Here is a 14,742-nt window from a genome sequence, read left to right on the forward strand (position 1 = left end):
TTTTTTGTTTAAATTATTTTTAAAACTTTTTTTACGCCATAAATTACTTTATCAGCGTTTAAAAATTGATGATATTCTCCTCTGGCTAAAGGCATGATGATATCATGACCTGTTACACGACTAGGAGCAGCTTTTAAATAATCAAAAGCGTATTCATTTACTAAAGTAATTAATTCACCAGCTGGTCCATAAGTTTTAGTAGCTTCATGTACTACAACTAATCTACCAGTTTTTTTTACAGAATGAAGCACTGTTTCTCTATCAATCGGATTAATAGTTCTTAAATCCACTAATTCTACAGAAATATCATCAGCTTCTAGTTTTTCTAAAGCGGATTGAACGATGGAAACAGCCGAACTCCAAGCGATTACAGTTACATCTGTACCTTCTTTAACCAAGTTCGCTTTACCAATTTCTATTTCGTATTCTTCTTCAGGAACTTCTTGTTTTCCTGCACGATATAAATATTTAGGTTCCATGTAAACAACTGGATCTGGGCTATTAATAGCGGCAATTAAAAGACCTTTAGCGTCGTGAGGATTAGAAGGAACTACCACTTTTAAACCAGGAATAGAACCTAAAATAACTTCTAAACTCTCTGAGTGATGCTCTAATGCTTTAACTCCACCACCAACAGGAACTTTTAAAACCATAGGACAAGAAAAACTATTACGAGTACGATTTCTCATTCTCGCAGCATGAGCGATTAAATCTTCTAATCCCACATAAAGGAAACCATCAAATTGAATTTCAGCTACAGGAATTAAACCGTTTATAGACATTCCGATCGCACTACCAACGATAGCAGATTCAGCTATAGGAGTATCGAAAACACGAGATTCTCCGTATTTTTTTTGCAATCCTGCAGTAACACGGAAAACTCCTCCTAATTTACCAATATCTTGACCAAAAACAACTACTTTAGGGTTTTTAGCTAATTGGAGATCTAAGGTATGATTAACCGCTTGCAATAAATTCATTAAAGCCATTTTTATTTACCTTCTTCTTTTGATTTTAAAAATTGTTCGTATTCTGCGTGTTGTTCTTTTAATTGAGGTGTCATTTCATGGTAAAGATGTTCGAAAATTTCAATCGGTTCTACATTAGCGCCGTAAGAAGTAATTTTTTCATGTACTTCGGAAACGTATTTTTCTGCTTCTTGATTGATTTGTTCCACCATTTCTTCAGTTAAAACGTTTTTTTTCAATAAATATTTTTTAAAACGTTCGATAGGATCTTTTTTATTCCATTCTTCCTCTTCTTCTTTAGAACGGTATAAGTTAGGGTTATCATTAGTAGTATGAGCTCCCATACGGTAAGTAAAGATTTCAATTAAACTAGCTCCTTCGCCATTACGCGCTGCTTCGGTAAATTCTTTAACAGATGCATAAACAGCTAAAACGTCATTACCATCTACTTGAATGCCAGGAATACCGAAAGCATAGGATTTTTGTGCTAAAGTTTCAGAGTTAGAAGCTACTTTTCTTGGAGTAGAAATAGCGTATTGATTATTTTGAATCAATACCACTAAAGGAGCTTTATAAACAGATGCGTAATTCAAACCAGCATAAAATTCTTCATGAGCTGTTCCACCATCACCAATAGTAGCTATTGTAACTTCTTTTTTGTTTTGCAATTTACTTGCTAAAGCCAAACCAGCACCAATATTGATTCCTGAACCAATAATAATATTAACTGGTAAAATACGTTTAGAAGGATCCATTTTAGAACCTTTTTCGTTACCATACCAATAAAGGTATATGTTTTCTAAAGGAATACCACGGTATAAATAAATCCCAATATCACGGAAATAAGGTGAAACCCAGTCTTGGTCTTCTAAAGCTGCTGCTGAACCAACTTGACCACCTTCATGTCCTCTGTTAATAACGTAAGACAACATTCTGCCTTGACGTTGGTATTGAACCGCTTTAATGTCAGAAACTCTTGCTAAAACCATAGTTTTATACATTTTTAACAGTTTTTCTTCAGGTATTTTTGGTTCTAATTGTGGATTAACTACATTTCCTTCTGAATCCAAAATTTGTAATCTTTGTTTTTTCAAAGGATCATAAGATTTACTTAATGTCATTTCGAAAATTAACTCCTTTTATTTTTTTAAATAATTTTTGTAAAGATTAATTTAGCCGCACAAATAACATGTTGCTTGAAAAATTAAATTTCTTGTTTTTTTTATTTTAAGCAAAAGCTTTCTTCAAGAACAATTGTTAAAATAATTTTTTTGGTTTAAATACAAGGGCAAACAATTAGTGAAGAAAATCTTAATAATGATGTATTTAAACGAAAAAAATATAAATTTAAGACCATCTTTAATTTTAACTTATTTTTTTAATTTTTGTCAAATATTGTCGATAATTTTATTGTTTCTTCACAAATAGGACTCTTTTGATCCCTTGTTTTGTTTAGTTCCAAGAAGTCATTATTTTAGTTAAAAACCCTTTTTAAGGGTTTTTTAAGGATAAATTATTTAATTTCTATTTTTCCTTCAGTAACTACTATGATGTCTCCGTCTTCGTCCTCAGTTAAAGCGTCTAGTTTACGGTCTAATTCCGCTTGGTTTAAAACCGGAGTGATGCCGTAACTTAAAGCTAATAAATTAGCTTCTTTTTCGTCTTGAACTGTTGCTAAAACAGGAACAGAAGGGTGGAATTTGGAAATGCTTTCAGCATCTTCCCGATTGTTAACAAGAATCGCTTTAATAGGATAACGAACTGATAATTCCGCTGCACTTAATAAAAGATATTCTTGTAAACTTTTTGGTTCGTAAAGAGGAGCAAAAAATTCATCTTCACGCGCCTTTTCAGCTTGTTTGTTTATTTTATGCATAAATTGCACTGCTTCTACTGGATATTCTCCTGAAGCGGATTCTCCGGATAACATAGTGGCAGTACTACCTTCTTTAACAGCGTTATAAACATCTGAAATTTCGGCTTTAGTTGGACGAGGGTTTTTTTGCATAGATTCTAACATTTGCGTAGCTACCACAACAGTTTTACCTTCTTCTAAACATTTTTCAATGATAGTTGTTTGGTATAAAGGAACCATTTCGCCTGGAACTTCAATGCCTAAATCTCCTCTAGCCACCATAATGCCATCAGATACTTCAATAATTTCGTCTAAATTGTCAACCCCTTCTTGGTTTTCAATTTTAGAGATAATACGAATATGGTCGTTGTTTTGTTCTTTTAAAATTTTTCTCAATTCTAACACGTCTTCTGCGTTTCTAACGAAAGAAGCAGCGATATAATCGTAATTTTGTTCTGAAGCGAAAAGAACGTCTTGACAGTCTTTTTTTGAAACAAAAGGAATGTTTAAACTAACATTAGGAACGTTAACCCCACGACGTGATTTCACAACATGAGTGTTTTTCGCTTTCGTTACTAATTCTTTTTTCTGAGCGTCTTTATCAACGATTTCTAAAGATAAATAACCATCATCAACGTTAACCACATCGCCTACATTTAATTCATCATAAAAACCAGGATAAGTAACAGAGAACAAAGAGGCATTGCCTAGCACTTCTTCAGTAGTTATTCTTACTAAAGAATCTTTAGTAATAGCGACTTCTCCGTCAAATTCATGGGTTCTTACTTCCGGCCCTTTGGTGTCTAATAAAGTAGCCACATGAGTATTTAATTCTTGATTTAAATCACGAATAGTTTTCAGTAATTTTTTACTGTTATCATATTGAGCGTGAGAAAAATTAAATCTCGCTACATTCATACCAGAAAGCATCAATTGTTTTAAAACGTTAACATCATAAGATGCAGGTCCTAAAGTACAAATAATTTTGGTTTTATTCTCTTGCATTATTTTACCTTTTCTTAAATATAATTTATTGTTCGATTAACATATTTTTTAACCATTAAAAGGTTAATTTATTTTATTAAAGATTTTCCCGTCATTTCTTGGGGTTGAGGTATTTTCAATAATTCTAATAAAGTCGGAGCTACGTCGCATAAAGCACCTTTATTCACAGAAACATTTTCATCCGTGACAATGACAGGTACTAAATTAGTAGTATGAGCGGTATTAGGACGACCTTTTTCATCTGCCATTTGTTCGGCGTTTCCGTGGTCCGCCACCACAACAGCTTTTCCGCCTATAGATAAAATAGCTTCTACTACAGTTTTTAAAGCTTTATCGGTTGCTTCGACAGCTGCGATAGTCGCTTCTAAAGAACCTGTATGACCGACCATATCCGGATTGGCAAAATTTAACACCATCGTTTGATATTGCTTAGATAAAATAGCTTCTTTCGCTTTGGCGGCGATTTCTAAAGCGCTCATTTCTGGCTTTAAATCATAAGTCGGAACCGCAGGAGAAGGAATCAAAATTTCCTCACAACCTTTTAATTTAACATGCTGAGAACCGTTAAAAAAGAAAGTCACGTGAGGATATTTTTCTGTTTCCGCTATCCTTAATTGTTCTAAATTATGGTTAGCTACCACTTCGCCAAAAGTATTAGTTAAATTTTCTTTTTGAAAAGCTACCATACCTTTCACGCTTTCGGCATAAGGAGACATAATTGCACATAAAACATTATTTAATTTTTTTTCGCCTTGAAAAGAAGTTTTGCCAGGAGTGATAAAAAAATCAGTTTTAACAGGATTGGACAAAGCGGTCGCTAAACGGACGATACGATCAGGTCTAAAATTAAAAAAGATCACACCATCGTTATCTTCGATTAAACCATTAACATCCGTAATAGCCGGTTTGATAAATTCATCAGTAATATTGTCGCGATAAGATTGTTCCATATAATCTATTACTGACTCTATTATCGGTGCTTTTTGAGAAACTAACATATTATAAACCACATTAATACGCTCCCAGTTATTATCACGATCCATAGCATAATAACGACCCGCTACAGAAGCAATTTTAACTTTTTGCTCTAAAAGGGGTTTAAGATGGTTTAAACCCGATTTAGGTAATGTGTCGCGTCCATCGGTAAAAGCGTGTAAATAAGTTTTTTTGGTTAAATTATTTTGTTCAGCCATTTCTAATAAAGCTTTAGCGTGGTTGATATGGGAGTGAATACCGCCATCAGAAATCATGCCCACAAGATGCAGTTTACTATTGTGTTTTTTAACATGTTTTATGACTTGTAAAAAACTTTCGTTTTGAAAAAAAGTTTTTTCTTTAATAGCTTTGTTGATTTTGGTTAAAGATTGGTAAACTATTCTGCCAGCGCCTAAATTTAAATGACCCACTTCGCTGTTGCCCATTTGTCCTTCAGGCAAACCAACGGCTTCCCCTGACGCCACCAAGGCGTTGTGGGGGTAACTTTTAAAAAGAGAATCCAAATAAGGCGTCTTAGCTAACAAAACAGCGTTATTTTTTTTTGGCGAGAGATTCCTAAACCATCTAAAATAATAAGACCAACAAAAGATTCCAAAATAAATTTCCTCATTTTTCTTTCCTACCTAAGAATTTGACCAAAAAAGAGCCATTAATGCGTAAAAATGATTATTTTTTTAAATTATAAAAAGCTTTTAACCCTAAATAAGGAGCATTTTGTAAATTGTCTTCAATTCTTAATAATTGATTATATTTAGCGATACGGTCAGTTCTAGAGCAGGAACCAGTTTTGATTTGACCTGCGTTAGTTGCCACAACTAAATCAGCGATAGTAGTATCTTCCGTCTCTCCACTACGATGAGAAATAACAGCTGTAAGGGAAGCTTTTTTAGCCATTTCAATAGCTTCTAACGTTTCTGTTAAAGTGCCGATTTGGTTTAATTTAATCAAAATAGAATTAGCCGTTTTTTCTTTAATTCCTTGCGATAATCTTTCTACGTTAGTCACGAATAAATCATCACCCACTATTTGAACTTTGTGTCCTAATTTGCTAGTTAATAACTTCCATCCTTCCCAATCGTTTTGATCTAAACCATCTTCAATTGATAAAATAGGGTATTTATTAACTAATTTTTCATAAAAAGCGATTAATTCAGCACTTGTGAAAGATTTGTTATTTTCAGAAACTAAAACATATTTTTTCTGTTCTGCGTTATAAAATTCTGAAGCAGCAACGTCCATACCTAAATAAATGTCTTCTCCTGGTTTATAACCAGCGTTATTAATAGCTTGCAAAATAATTTGTAAAACCTCTTCGTTAGAAGATAAATCAGGAGCATATCCTCCTTCATCTCCTACTGTTGTAGGATAACCTTTTTGTTTTAACAGTTTGCCTAAATGATGAAAAATTTCAGTACCATATCTTAAAGCTTCTTTAAAAGTAGGAGCTCCCACGGGTAAAATCATAAATTCTTGAAAATCAACACTATTGGAAGCATGGGCTCCGCCGTTTATAATATTAATCATTGGCACTGGCAATTGTTTTGGTTGAACTCCACCTAAATATTCATAAAGTTCCAAATTTAAATATGAAGCAGCTGCTTTAGCCACGGCCAATGAAACGCCTAAAATAGCGTTAGCCCCTAATTTAGATTTATTTGGCGTACCATCAAGTTCAATCATCGCTTGGTCGATAGCTTTTTGTTCTAATACGGATACATCCATTAAAACAGGTTTAATCACTTTTACTACGTTTTCTACCGCTTGTAAAACGCCTTTGCCTAAATATCTTTTTTCATCTTTGTCTCTTAATTCAACAGCTTCGTATAATCCAGTTGAAGCGCCAGAAGGAACAATAGCTCTCCCTATAACTTCAGATGTTTTAACTTCAACTTCTACAGTAGGATTTCCTCTAGAATCTAAAACTTCGCGAGATAAAATATCAGTAATATATGGCATTATTTGTTTCTCCTTTTATTATAAATCTTTTCAAATGATAAAATTCATATAATAAAATGAATTCTTTAAAAATTTTTTATACAACAATACATTAAAATTGTATCAAAAAAAAACCATAAATATTACAACTATATTTCTTTTTTCTTCATTTTTTTATTTTTGGCCTAAAATAAGACTTATTTATCAGGTTGAAGACATATAAAGAAAAAACCAATACAAGAAGTAGTCTCACTAAGACGTATTTATTAGAAAGAGATTTTATTTAACCCAATTACTCACTAAAGTGGTCAAACTGATAGCGATAGCAAAAGTAATAATAGAAAAAACGTATTTAATAACAATATTCTTTTTAACATCTATTTGTCTAAAATAATCGATAATGAAAGAAGCGACCAAAATAGAACCGTCTATAATTAATAAAATCATAGGAAATTCAATGGTAATATGTTCTTCTATAAAATTGTGTAAAACTTTGAAGACGAAATCAGTTCCACCCGTAGAAGAATTGTTTCCGATCACCAAACCAGCTCCTATACCGATAAAAACACCAATAATAACGGAAGATAAGGATAAGCGATAAATAATGTTATTTTTAACCTTATCTGGGAATTTATTTAATAAAAATACTCTATCTATTTGCCAATATTCTAATATTTTAAACAAAATAGAAAATAGGGAAGCCACAAAAAGTGTTAATAAAAAAAACCATGTCTTATGCGAAATAGCGCCAAATGAAATAATAAAAATACGGAAAAACAAGATACCGTTGTTACTGCTAAACCAATAGTTTTGTTTTTTCTCCTTTATTTTGTAAAAAAACACTTTATCTAAAAATAAGCAAAGCGCTTCTAGACCTCCTATAATTAATTCTTGCGGTAAAATAAAAAAATAAATAGCAAAAACCATTAATAAGAAACCTAAAGTTAATTGACAAAAGCGCGTGGGTTCAAAATGATGCATGTCTGATGGTTTTAACTTATCTAAAAACATACATTTGATGAAAGTGACTATTATAACAAATGCAATAAATATTAATGATGGAAAAGACGATGTTTTTAATTTTTGTTTCATTTTGGGATTTTTCTTTGCTAATTAATTTATTTTCTTTAAAAAAATTTTTTTAAGCTAATTTAGTAAAACTTTCTACCATAACATGATTATTATCTTTGACGATAATTAAATTAGTGGTTACATAAGGGGAAATATCAGCAATCCTTTGAGGCGGAATAGCGATTAAAAATTGAATGTTTAATTGGTTAAAAAAATACATCATGGATTCGATTCTATTTTCATCCATATTATTAAAAGCTTCATCAAATAAAACTAAACAACCTTTATGAACAGCGTTTGCGCTTAATAATTGTTCAAAACAAATGCCAATAATAATGTAAAAAGGTACTTGAGTTTCTCCACCAGATTTTTCACGAAAAATTTTAGAAAATAAAGATACATTTCCGTAAATATCGTTAATTTTAATATCATAAGTTAAATAATTACGATAATCTAAAAATTCATAAGCTATCGCTTCATATCCTTCTTCAAAATAAATTATTTTTTGAAATAATTCGTCTAATAAAATATCTTTATAAGAAGAAGCGTTCTCGGAAAATAAATTAATCTCTTGTGTTAGGTTATCTTCTACAATCATGGAATAATATTTTTTATATTCAGGATCATCAGAGGCTTTGGTAATAATTTGATAGCTATCATCGCCAAAAGGTCTATTTTTTAAAAGTTCGTTTAATTTTTTAATTTGTTGTTTAGCGTTTTCAATACTTTCTTTGAGTTTATTAACGAATTCTTCTTTAAAAATAATTTCGGTTTTGGAACTTAACTCTTTTGCTTCTTGTTCGTAAGTGATCAAATTTTTGGAGCTAATTAAATTATATTCTTGTACGAAATAATCAAAATATTCTAATTTTGCCTCAATAGCGCTTAGATGATAAGTCCCAATGTATAAGTTCATATACTTCGTCAAATCAAGGTGTTGAGCGTTTTTTTGATTCTCAATAGTTTTAACGTTATCTTGTATATAGTGTAAAATATATTCATAATTGTTTTGGTAAGTAGTTAAATAATTTTGCAATTGAACGGGAACTTTTTCTAAATTAACTACTTCTTTTTGTTCTATAGCGTATAAATCTTTTTGCAATTCCACTAATCTTTTTTGAAGAAAATTTATTTTCTCTTCATACATATTATACTTGTTTTTGCTTTCCACAATTTTTAATAAAACAAGATCTAATGATTCGTTAAGAATTTGTTTATCTTTTTTAATCTTTTTTAAATTATCTTCTATTTGTTCCACATTTTGTTGACTGCGGAATTGTTCTATTTTATGGTTAATAACAACTATTTCTTGCTCATTGTCAGATATTTTTTTATAGACGGTAAACTGATCATTATTAACCAAAGAAAAGACTTTACTTTTTCTCATTAATTCAATAATACTTTTATTTTTCATAAAAATATTTTGTTTTTGGTTTAAATAGTCTTTTAAAGTATTAATTTCTGATAAAAGTATTTTTTTACGTATTTCTTTAGATTCGTTACCGATATAAGGAATTTGGTAACTTTTCGGATTTAATTGTTTCGCGGTATAACTACTATAAATCATTCCTTGAGGAGTAATCGCGGTTTTATAGTTTTTTAATTGGGTTACATCAGTTTCGCAGATGATATGTGATAACAATAATTTAGCGTATGTTAAAGCATCTTTATGGTTGCTAGTTATTTTATCCGCTAAACTATGAGGATTATCATCTACATCCGGTATTTTATCTACATTCACCAAACCAACGTCATAAATCTTTTCACTAGTTTGAAATTTTTCATATATTTTTAAAGCTTGATCAAAATAGCCTGCTTCCACGATTAAATTAAATTTCCGACTACCTAAAAAACCTTCAATAGAATTGCGCCATAATTCATCATTAATATCAATCAATTCGCAAAAAGGATGGATATGGATCTCTTTTTTATAAAAAAGACTTAATTTTTCGTTTAATAAAGTCACTAGTTTTTTAACGTTAGGATTATATATTTTAGTGATATTATTCATGGCTTGAAAAGTGGAGTTTTTTTCAGCAATTTGTTGTTGCAAAAACTTGATCTCTTTTTGAACGTCATTTTGTGCGATATTAAAATTCAGAATTTCTTGGGATAAATAATCAGTCATCTCCAACATGGTTTTTTTCAATTCCGAATAAATATCAAATGGTTTTGGGGCAATTAAAAAACATGCTATTTCTTCGGCTGTTTGATGAATAATATCATCCGGTTGCAAACAATACAATTCTTTTAAGATTTTTTGTTCAGCTTGCAATCTCTCTTGAAAAAAATCTATTTGACTTTGCAAATCTTGGCAAAAAGTTTGTTTTTGGGATAATTCTTTTTGTAAAGAATAAAATAATTGACTTAAATCGCCTTGAGAATGGTTGTTTTGCAATTGTAACAAATGATTGTTTAAATTTTCAATAGAAGCGTTGATATTCTGTTTTTCTTCTAACAAATGGTTAATTTTCAGAACCTCTTGTTCTTTTTTAACCAACATGTTTTCTAAATTGTTGTGATATTTCGCTATTAAAACTTTTTTCTCTACTAAAGAGTTAATTTTGATTTGTTCGTCTAAGAATTTAAATTTTTTTTCTGCATCAATAATAACGATTAATTGCTGTAATTTGTTTTTGTCTAATTCTATTTGAGACTCTATTTTTTTCAATTGGCGAACACTATTTTTTAAACTCGAAATATTAATCGGGTTTTCTTCTAATAAAAAATCAAAAACAAAATTTTGCAAATTAAGCGGTTTAAACGCTAACGCTTTGGGTAAAATTTCTAAATATTTAGCGACATTAATATTTAAATATTTACCGATAGCTTGTTTATATTGTGTTTTGGTGTCAAAAAAACTAAAATCTTTTGTATGCGCTCGTAAATATTCCGCTAATTGTTTATGGTTTTTCGGTTTATTATTAGAAATAAAAAGGTCACTTTTTAAGGCTATATTTTCATAAAGATAAAACCTTTCTTTTAAAACTCCTCTTTGAGGCAATTCCAAAACACAACCTAAAATAGTGTGTTCTTGAGTTTCCTCATCCACAAATTCTAACGCAATATGGGTAATAACATCCCCATTCCTTAAAAACTCCTTATTTTCGGCACCTATCTTGCCTCTCATATAACTTTCTAAAGAACGTTTAGCGTTCACGTTAGCCGCTAAATTGAATTTAACATTTTTTCTCTCACCAATTAAAACATATTGTAAAGCATCTAATAAAGTTGATTTACCCGCTCCATTGTCGCCAGAAATTAAAGCATTTCCGGTTATTTCAATCGTTTGAGAAGAGAATAAATGCCAGTTTACCAATTGTATCTTAGTTAATTTTTTCATCTGGGTTTTTGCTTTGCTTCAAAAGAAAGAGTTCTTGATAATGTTTAATCATCTCTATATCAATTAAATAAAGAATAGAAGGATAAATGGTAATGGTTAAATCATCAGACAAGTGATTGTTATGATCCGAATAATCAATAATATTATATTGACGCAACATCGTTAAAGTTTTTTTAACTGTTTCTTTTTTGAATTTTTGCACTTCAAAATAACCAATATGTTTTAATTCTTTAAAAATATCCTGCAAAAACACTTCTATTTTAGTTTTAGAAGGTTTTGTTTCTTTTTTTTGTTGAAACAAGATACGAAAGATAAATAAAATCAAACTTTCTTCTTTTTTTAATTTTAATTTATTAAAATGATGTAAATTATGAATAAAAATAACTTCATCATGTTTTTTAATTTCTAACTCAAAATCTGCTAATTGAAAAAAAGAATAAAAAAGTTCTCGGTGTAATAAAATAAAACGATAATCATTAGCATCTGCCATTTTTTGCAACGTTAAATAATTCACTTGAAATAGTTTATTAACGATACGCGAAAAAAGATCTTTTTCTTTCTCTTTTAATTGTTCAAATTTGAGGGAAAAGATATGTAATTCTTGTGTTTTTTTATCCATTATAACCCTTTTAATTTAAAAAATTTGTTATTAATAAAAAAACAATAAATAAACATTTTTTCAAGCTTTATTGGGTTGTTCTTTAATCCCTTTTTGGATCAAAAAGAGTAGGAAACGCTTTGTATAAAGTTAAAAGATGTTTAAAATTGTTTTTTTCTAAAAAATAATGATATCTTATAAAATATGTTCTTCGTAAAAATCATACATTTTATCATCATCTATATGAGGAGAAACAATATTAGCTGCTGCTTTTACTTTAGGATATAAACTATTTCCCATCGCAATACCAATATCAGCCGCTTCTAACATTTCAATATCATTAGAACCGTCTCCCATACAAATTAATTGATGATCAGGATATTTGTCTTTAATTTTTTTAATTCCGTAGTACTTATTAACGCCTTTAACGGTTAAATCGATATGATTTTTCCATACACAAATATTGAAATAGTCTAGATCTTTAAATAAAGGGGCTAATTTGTCTTTATCTGCTCCTGCCACGATTAAAAGATAAATTCTTTCTTTTAAGTAAAATTGGTTATCAATTTTAAAATCTAAATTTTTCTTATATTCTTGGACTAGGTTCATATCATCTTTCTTTTCGACAAAATATAAACCCGCTTCATTAATTCCTATACTAGTAGCCATCATTTGATAGTTTTGAATTCTTTTATGAACTTCTTCAATATGTTCTGTAGGAATGGGAGATTCGTCTATAATTTTGCCATCATAAATAGTTAAAGAACCGTTCATCAGAACAAAATATTTAAATAACGGCAATAATTCTTCAACAGCGTTTAAATTACGGTAATTTCTACCTGTTGCTATTCCTAAAATAGTATTAGGCATTTGAGATAATTTTAAAATTAATTTTTTGGTTTGTGGTAAAATAGCTTTTTTCTTATTACTATATAAAGTTTCATCGATATCAAAAAAAAATAATCTATTTTTAATAATTAACACCTCTTTTTCTTATCTTATATAAATATACTAATTACTTATTATTATATCAAAAAAAAGATCATTTGGCAAAAGAAAGAAGAGATTAGAAAATATAAAAAGCAAAGAAAGGGCCTTATTCTTGTGAAATTATGTTTAGTAAAAAGTGCTTAATTTGGGAAAAAGATATGATGGAATTAGCCTTGTATTTAGGATATTAGCAATCAATTCTCATTTATCGGATAAGTTGAATAATAGTTATATATATATGTGTGTGTGTGTTGATTATCGATAGGTTTGTTATGTAAGTAATCCAGATCGTTAAAGGAATATTGCCAAGAATCTTCATTATGGGTTTGTTTGCTTAAATCAAAAGCAGTTCTGTTGCTATATAAATTAATCACTAAATCGATCGCTGGTTTATGTTTAATTTATCTGTTTTTATTCATTTTATAATTAATTACTTTTTATTATTTTGTTAATTTTCAAAGATAAAAACTATTTTCTTTTAGTGAAACCTAACCATTTTAAAATTCTTAAAATAATATTAACAAAGGCAAAAAAAATTGAAAATACATTATTCATAAACATGAGATTAATAACAATATATTCATATTTTTTAGGAAATTCGTCTTGAACAAAAGTATCCAAGACTTTCTAAATGAAGAATCCGCATAAAACTTCCGAAAACTATTTGAAAAACAAAAGAAAAATAACTGTATTATTATTAAAAATTTGAAATGAAGTAATAAAAATACCACTTATATAAAAAATTATAAACATAATTTCAGTAATATAACGTAATTTGGGAGAAATTTTCTATTTAGCAACATAATATAAATAAGATATAAAAATAATTATTAAAAAAGAAGTATAATATTTTATAATATTTAATGTTTTAAATTTTCTAATTTAACTAAAAAATATACTTTATTAATTTTAAAAACAAAATATTTAGACAAAAAATTAATATAAAAAATCAAATTAAATTATATCGGGTTATTTTTTTATATTCATAATTGTTGTATAAATTATAATAAAAACCTGAATTTAAACATAAAAAACTAAACTATTTATTTCAAAAATAAATAGTTTAGTTTTATTTGACAATTATAGATTAAATTGGTTTAAATATTAATTATCTTGTTTTTTAGTTTAATTATCTTTAATTTTCATCAGTAAATACTTTGAATTGAGCCCCTAGTTTAATTTGACCGTCTGAATTTAAATAATTACTATTTGCATCCCAAAGTCCTTTATTTTCCATTTTGACTTGATTAATTTTAAAATTAATTGCTAATTTGATTGTATCACTTTTTTCATATTGTTCTTTAAATTTTTCAAATAATTTAGGATCTGCTTTTAATTGAGCTTCCGTAATCAAGTCCGTTTCTCCTGGTAGTTTTTTTGGTCCTTTTAATAAAAGTGTTTTACCTAAGTTTAAGTTATTTGTATCTTTTTTATCATCTAACGGTTGATCATCGGATGATAACCATTTAATAGATTCTATTTCTAAAAATTGTTCATTAGCAGAAGTAGAGTCTATTGAATCATTTGTTGACTGATCATTGGTTTTGTTAATAAAATATTGTTGCATATCTTTTAAATGAACAAATAAATCTTTTTTAGCACGAATATTTTCGTTTAATTTTATTTCATAAACTTTTTTAACTTTACCTTGATTTGCGAATACCGGATAATCAGCTACAATTGAAAAAGTATTATTGGTGGTTGGCATAATATTATTTCCACTATTTTCCCACGATACTTTTTGATCACTTTTTTCTTTTAATTCCATTACAGTAAAATCTTTTTGTAGTTCTTCTACTGTTTTATCCGTTTGAGGTCTCTTACCTACTATAAATTCTGATTTTATTGTAGCATGATACTGACTTAATACCGCTGCACTAACTGCTATCAAAGTTATTAAAGGTAAAGTTAATAATAATATCATGGATATTTGTCTAATATTTAATAAATTCTTATTTTCTCTCAACGCTTGATACTTCCT

9 protein-coding genes and 1 pseudogene are annotated in these 14,742 nt (G+C 28.9%); all 10 read right to left on the bottom strand.

What is annotated here, in order from left to right:
• Positions 1-8: 8 nt before the first annotated feature.
• Positions 9-989: an alpha-ketoacid dehydrogenase subunit beta gene (locus CPX_RS00125; protein WP_053521250.1), complete on the bottom strand. Its 981-nt coding sequence runs from the start codon at positions 987-989 to the stop codon at positions 9-11.
• A 2-nt stretch (positions 990-991) separates the two neighbouring features.
• Positions 992-2,089 (bottom strand): pyruvate dehydrogenase (acetyl-transferring) E1 component subunit alpha, encoded by a 1,098-nt coding sequence (pdhA, locus tag CPX_RS00130; protein WP_053521251.1) that lies wholly within the window; start codon positions 2,087-2,089, stop codon positions 992-994.
• A gap of 392 nt (positions 2,090-2,481) precedes the next feature.
• A complete protein-coding gene (pyk, locus tag CPX_RS00135; protein WP_053521252.1) occupies positions 2,482-3,828 on the bottom strand; it encodes a pyruvate kinase in 1,347 nt (448 codons plus the stop codon).
• 68 nt (positions 3,829-3,896) lie between these two features.
• Positions 3,897-5,422: pseudogene (gene gpmI, locus CPX_RS00140) on the bottom strand (2,3-bisphosphoglycerate-independent phosphoglycerate mutase).
• A 68-nt stretch (positions 5,423-5,490) separates the two neighbouring features.
• Positions 5,491-6,780 carry a phosphopyruvate hydratase gene (gene eno / locus CPX_RS00145; protein ID WP_053521253.1) on the bottom strand — a complete coding sequence of 430 codons (1,290 nt, stop codon included), beginning with the start codon at positions 6,778-6,780 and terminating at the stop codon, positions 5,491-5,493.
• A gap of 258 nt (positions 6,781-7,038) precedes the next feature.
• Entirely contained in the window at positions 7,039-7,851 is an 813-nt protein-coding gene (locus tag CPX_RS00150) for a YitT family protein (protein WP_053521254.1), read from the bottom strand.
• A 49-nt stretch (positions 7,852-7,900) separates the two neighbouring features.
• The gene (locus tag CPX_RS00155) at positions 7,901-11,173 is read right to left on the bottom strand and encodes an ATP-binding protein (protein ID WP_053521255.1); all 3,273 of its coding nucleotides are present in this window, start codon (positions 11,171-11,173) and stop codon (positions 7,901-7,903) included.
• Positions 11,157-11,792: a DUF4194 domain-containing protein gene (locus tag CPX_RS00160; protein WP_053521256.1), complete on the bottom strand. Its 636-nt coding sequence runs from the start codon at positions 11,790-11,792 to the stop codon at positions 11,157-11,159. The genes CPX_RS00155 and CPX_RS00160 overlap by 17 nt, the downstream gene beginning before the upstream one ends.
• 174 nt (positions 11,793-11,966) lie before the next feature.
• The gene (locus CPX_RS00165) at positions 11,967-12,755 is read right to left on the bottom strand and encodes an HAD family hydrolase (protein WP_053521257.1); all 789 of its coding nucleotides are present in this window, start codon (positions 12,753-12,755) and stop codon (positions 11,967-11,969) included.
• Between the two features lie 1,141 nt (positions 12,756-13,896).
• Positions 13,897-14,727, bottom strand: coding sequence for a hypothetical protein (locus tag CPX_RS00170; RefSeq protein ID WP_053521258.1), 831 nt, complete (start codon positions 14,725-14,727; stop codon positions 13,897-13,899).
• Between the last annotated feature and the right edge of the window lie 15 nt (positions 14,728-14,742).

Origin of the sequence: Candidatus Phytoplasma pruni (assembly GCF_001277135.1) — a bacterium.
Lineage (GTDB): Bacteria > Bacillota_I > Bacilli_A > Acholeplasmatales > Acholeplasmataceae > Phytoplasma > Phytoplasma pruni.

Excerpts from the sequence above, each read along its gene's own strand:
- CPX_RS00125 (WP_053521250.1), bottom strand. The coding sequence starts at position 989 with ATGGCTTTAATGAATTTATTGCAAGCGGTTAATCATACCTTAGATCTC.
- pdhA (WP_053521251.1), bottom strand. The coding sequence starts at position 2,089 with ATGACATTAAGTAAATCTTATGATCCTTTGAAAAAACAAAGATTACAA.
- pyk (WP_053521252.1), bottom strand. The coding sequence starts at position 3,828 with ATGCAAGAGAATAAAACCAAAATTATTTGTACTTTAGGACCTGCATCT.
- eno (WP_053521253.1), bottom strand. The coding sequence starts at position 6,780 with ATGCCATATATTACTGATATTTTATCTCGCGAAGTTTTAGATTCTAGA.
- CPX_RS00150 (WP_053521254.1), bottom strand. The coding sequence starts at position 7,851 with ATGAAACAAAAATTAAAAACATCGTCTTTTCCATCATTAATATTTATT.
- CPX_RS00155 (WP_053521255.1), bottom strand. The coding sequence starts at position 11,173 with ATGAAAAAATTAACTAAGATACAATTGGTAAACTGGCATTTATTCTCT.
- CPX_RS00160 (WP_053521256.1), bottom strand. The coding sequence starts at position 11,792 with ATGGATAAAAAAACACAAGAATTACATATCTTTTCCCTCAAATTTGAA.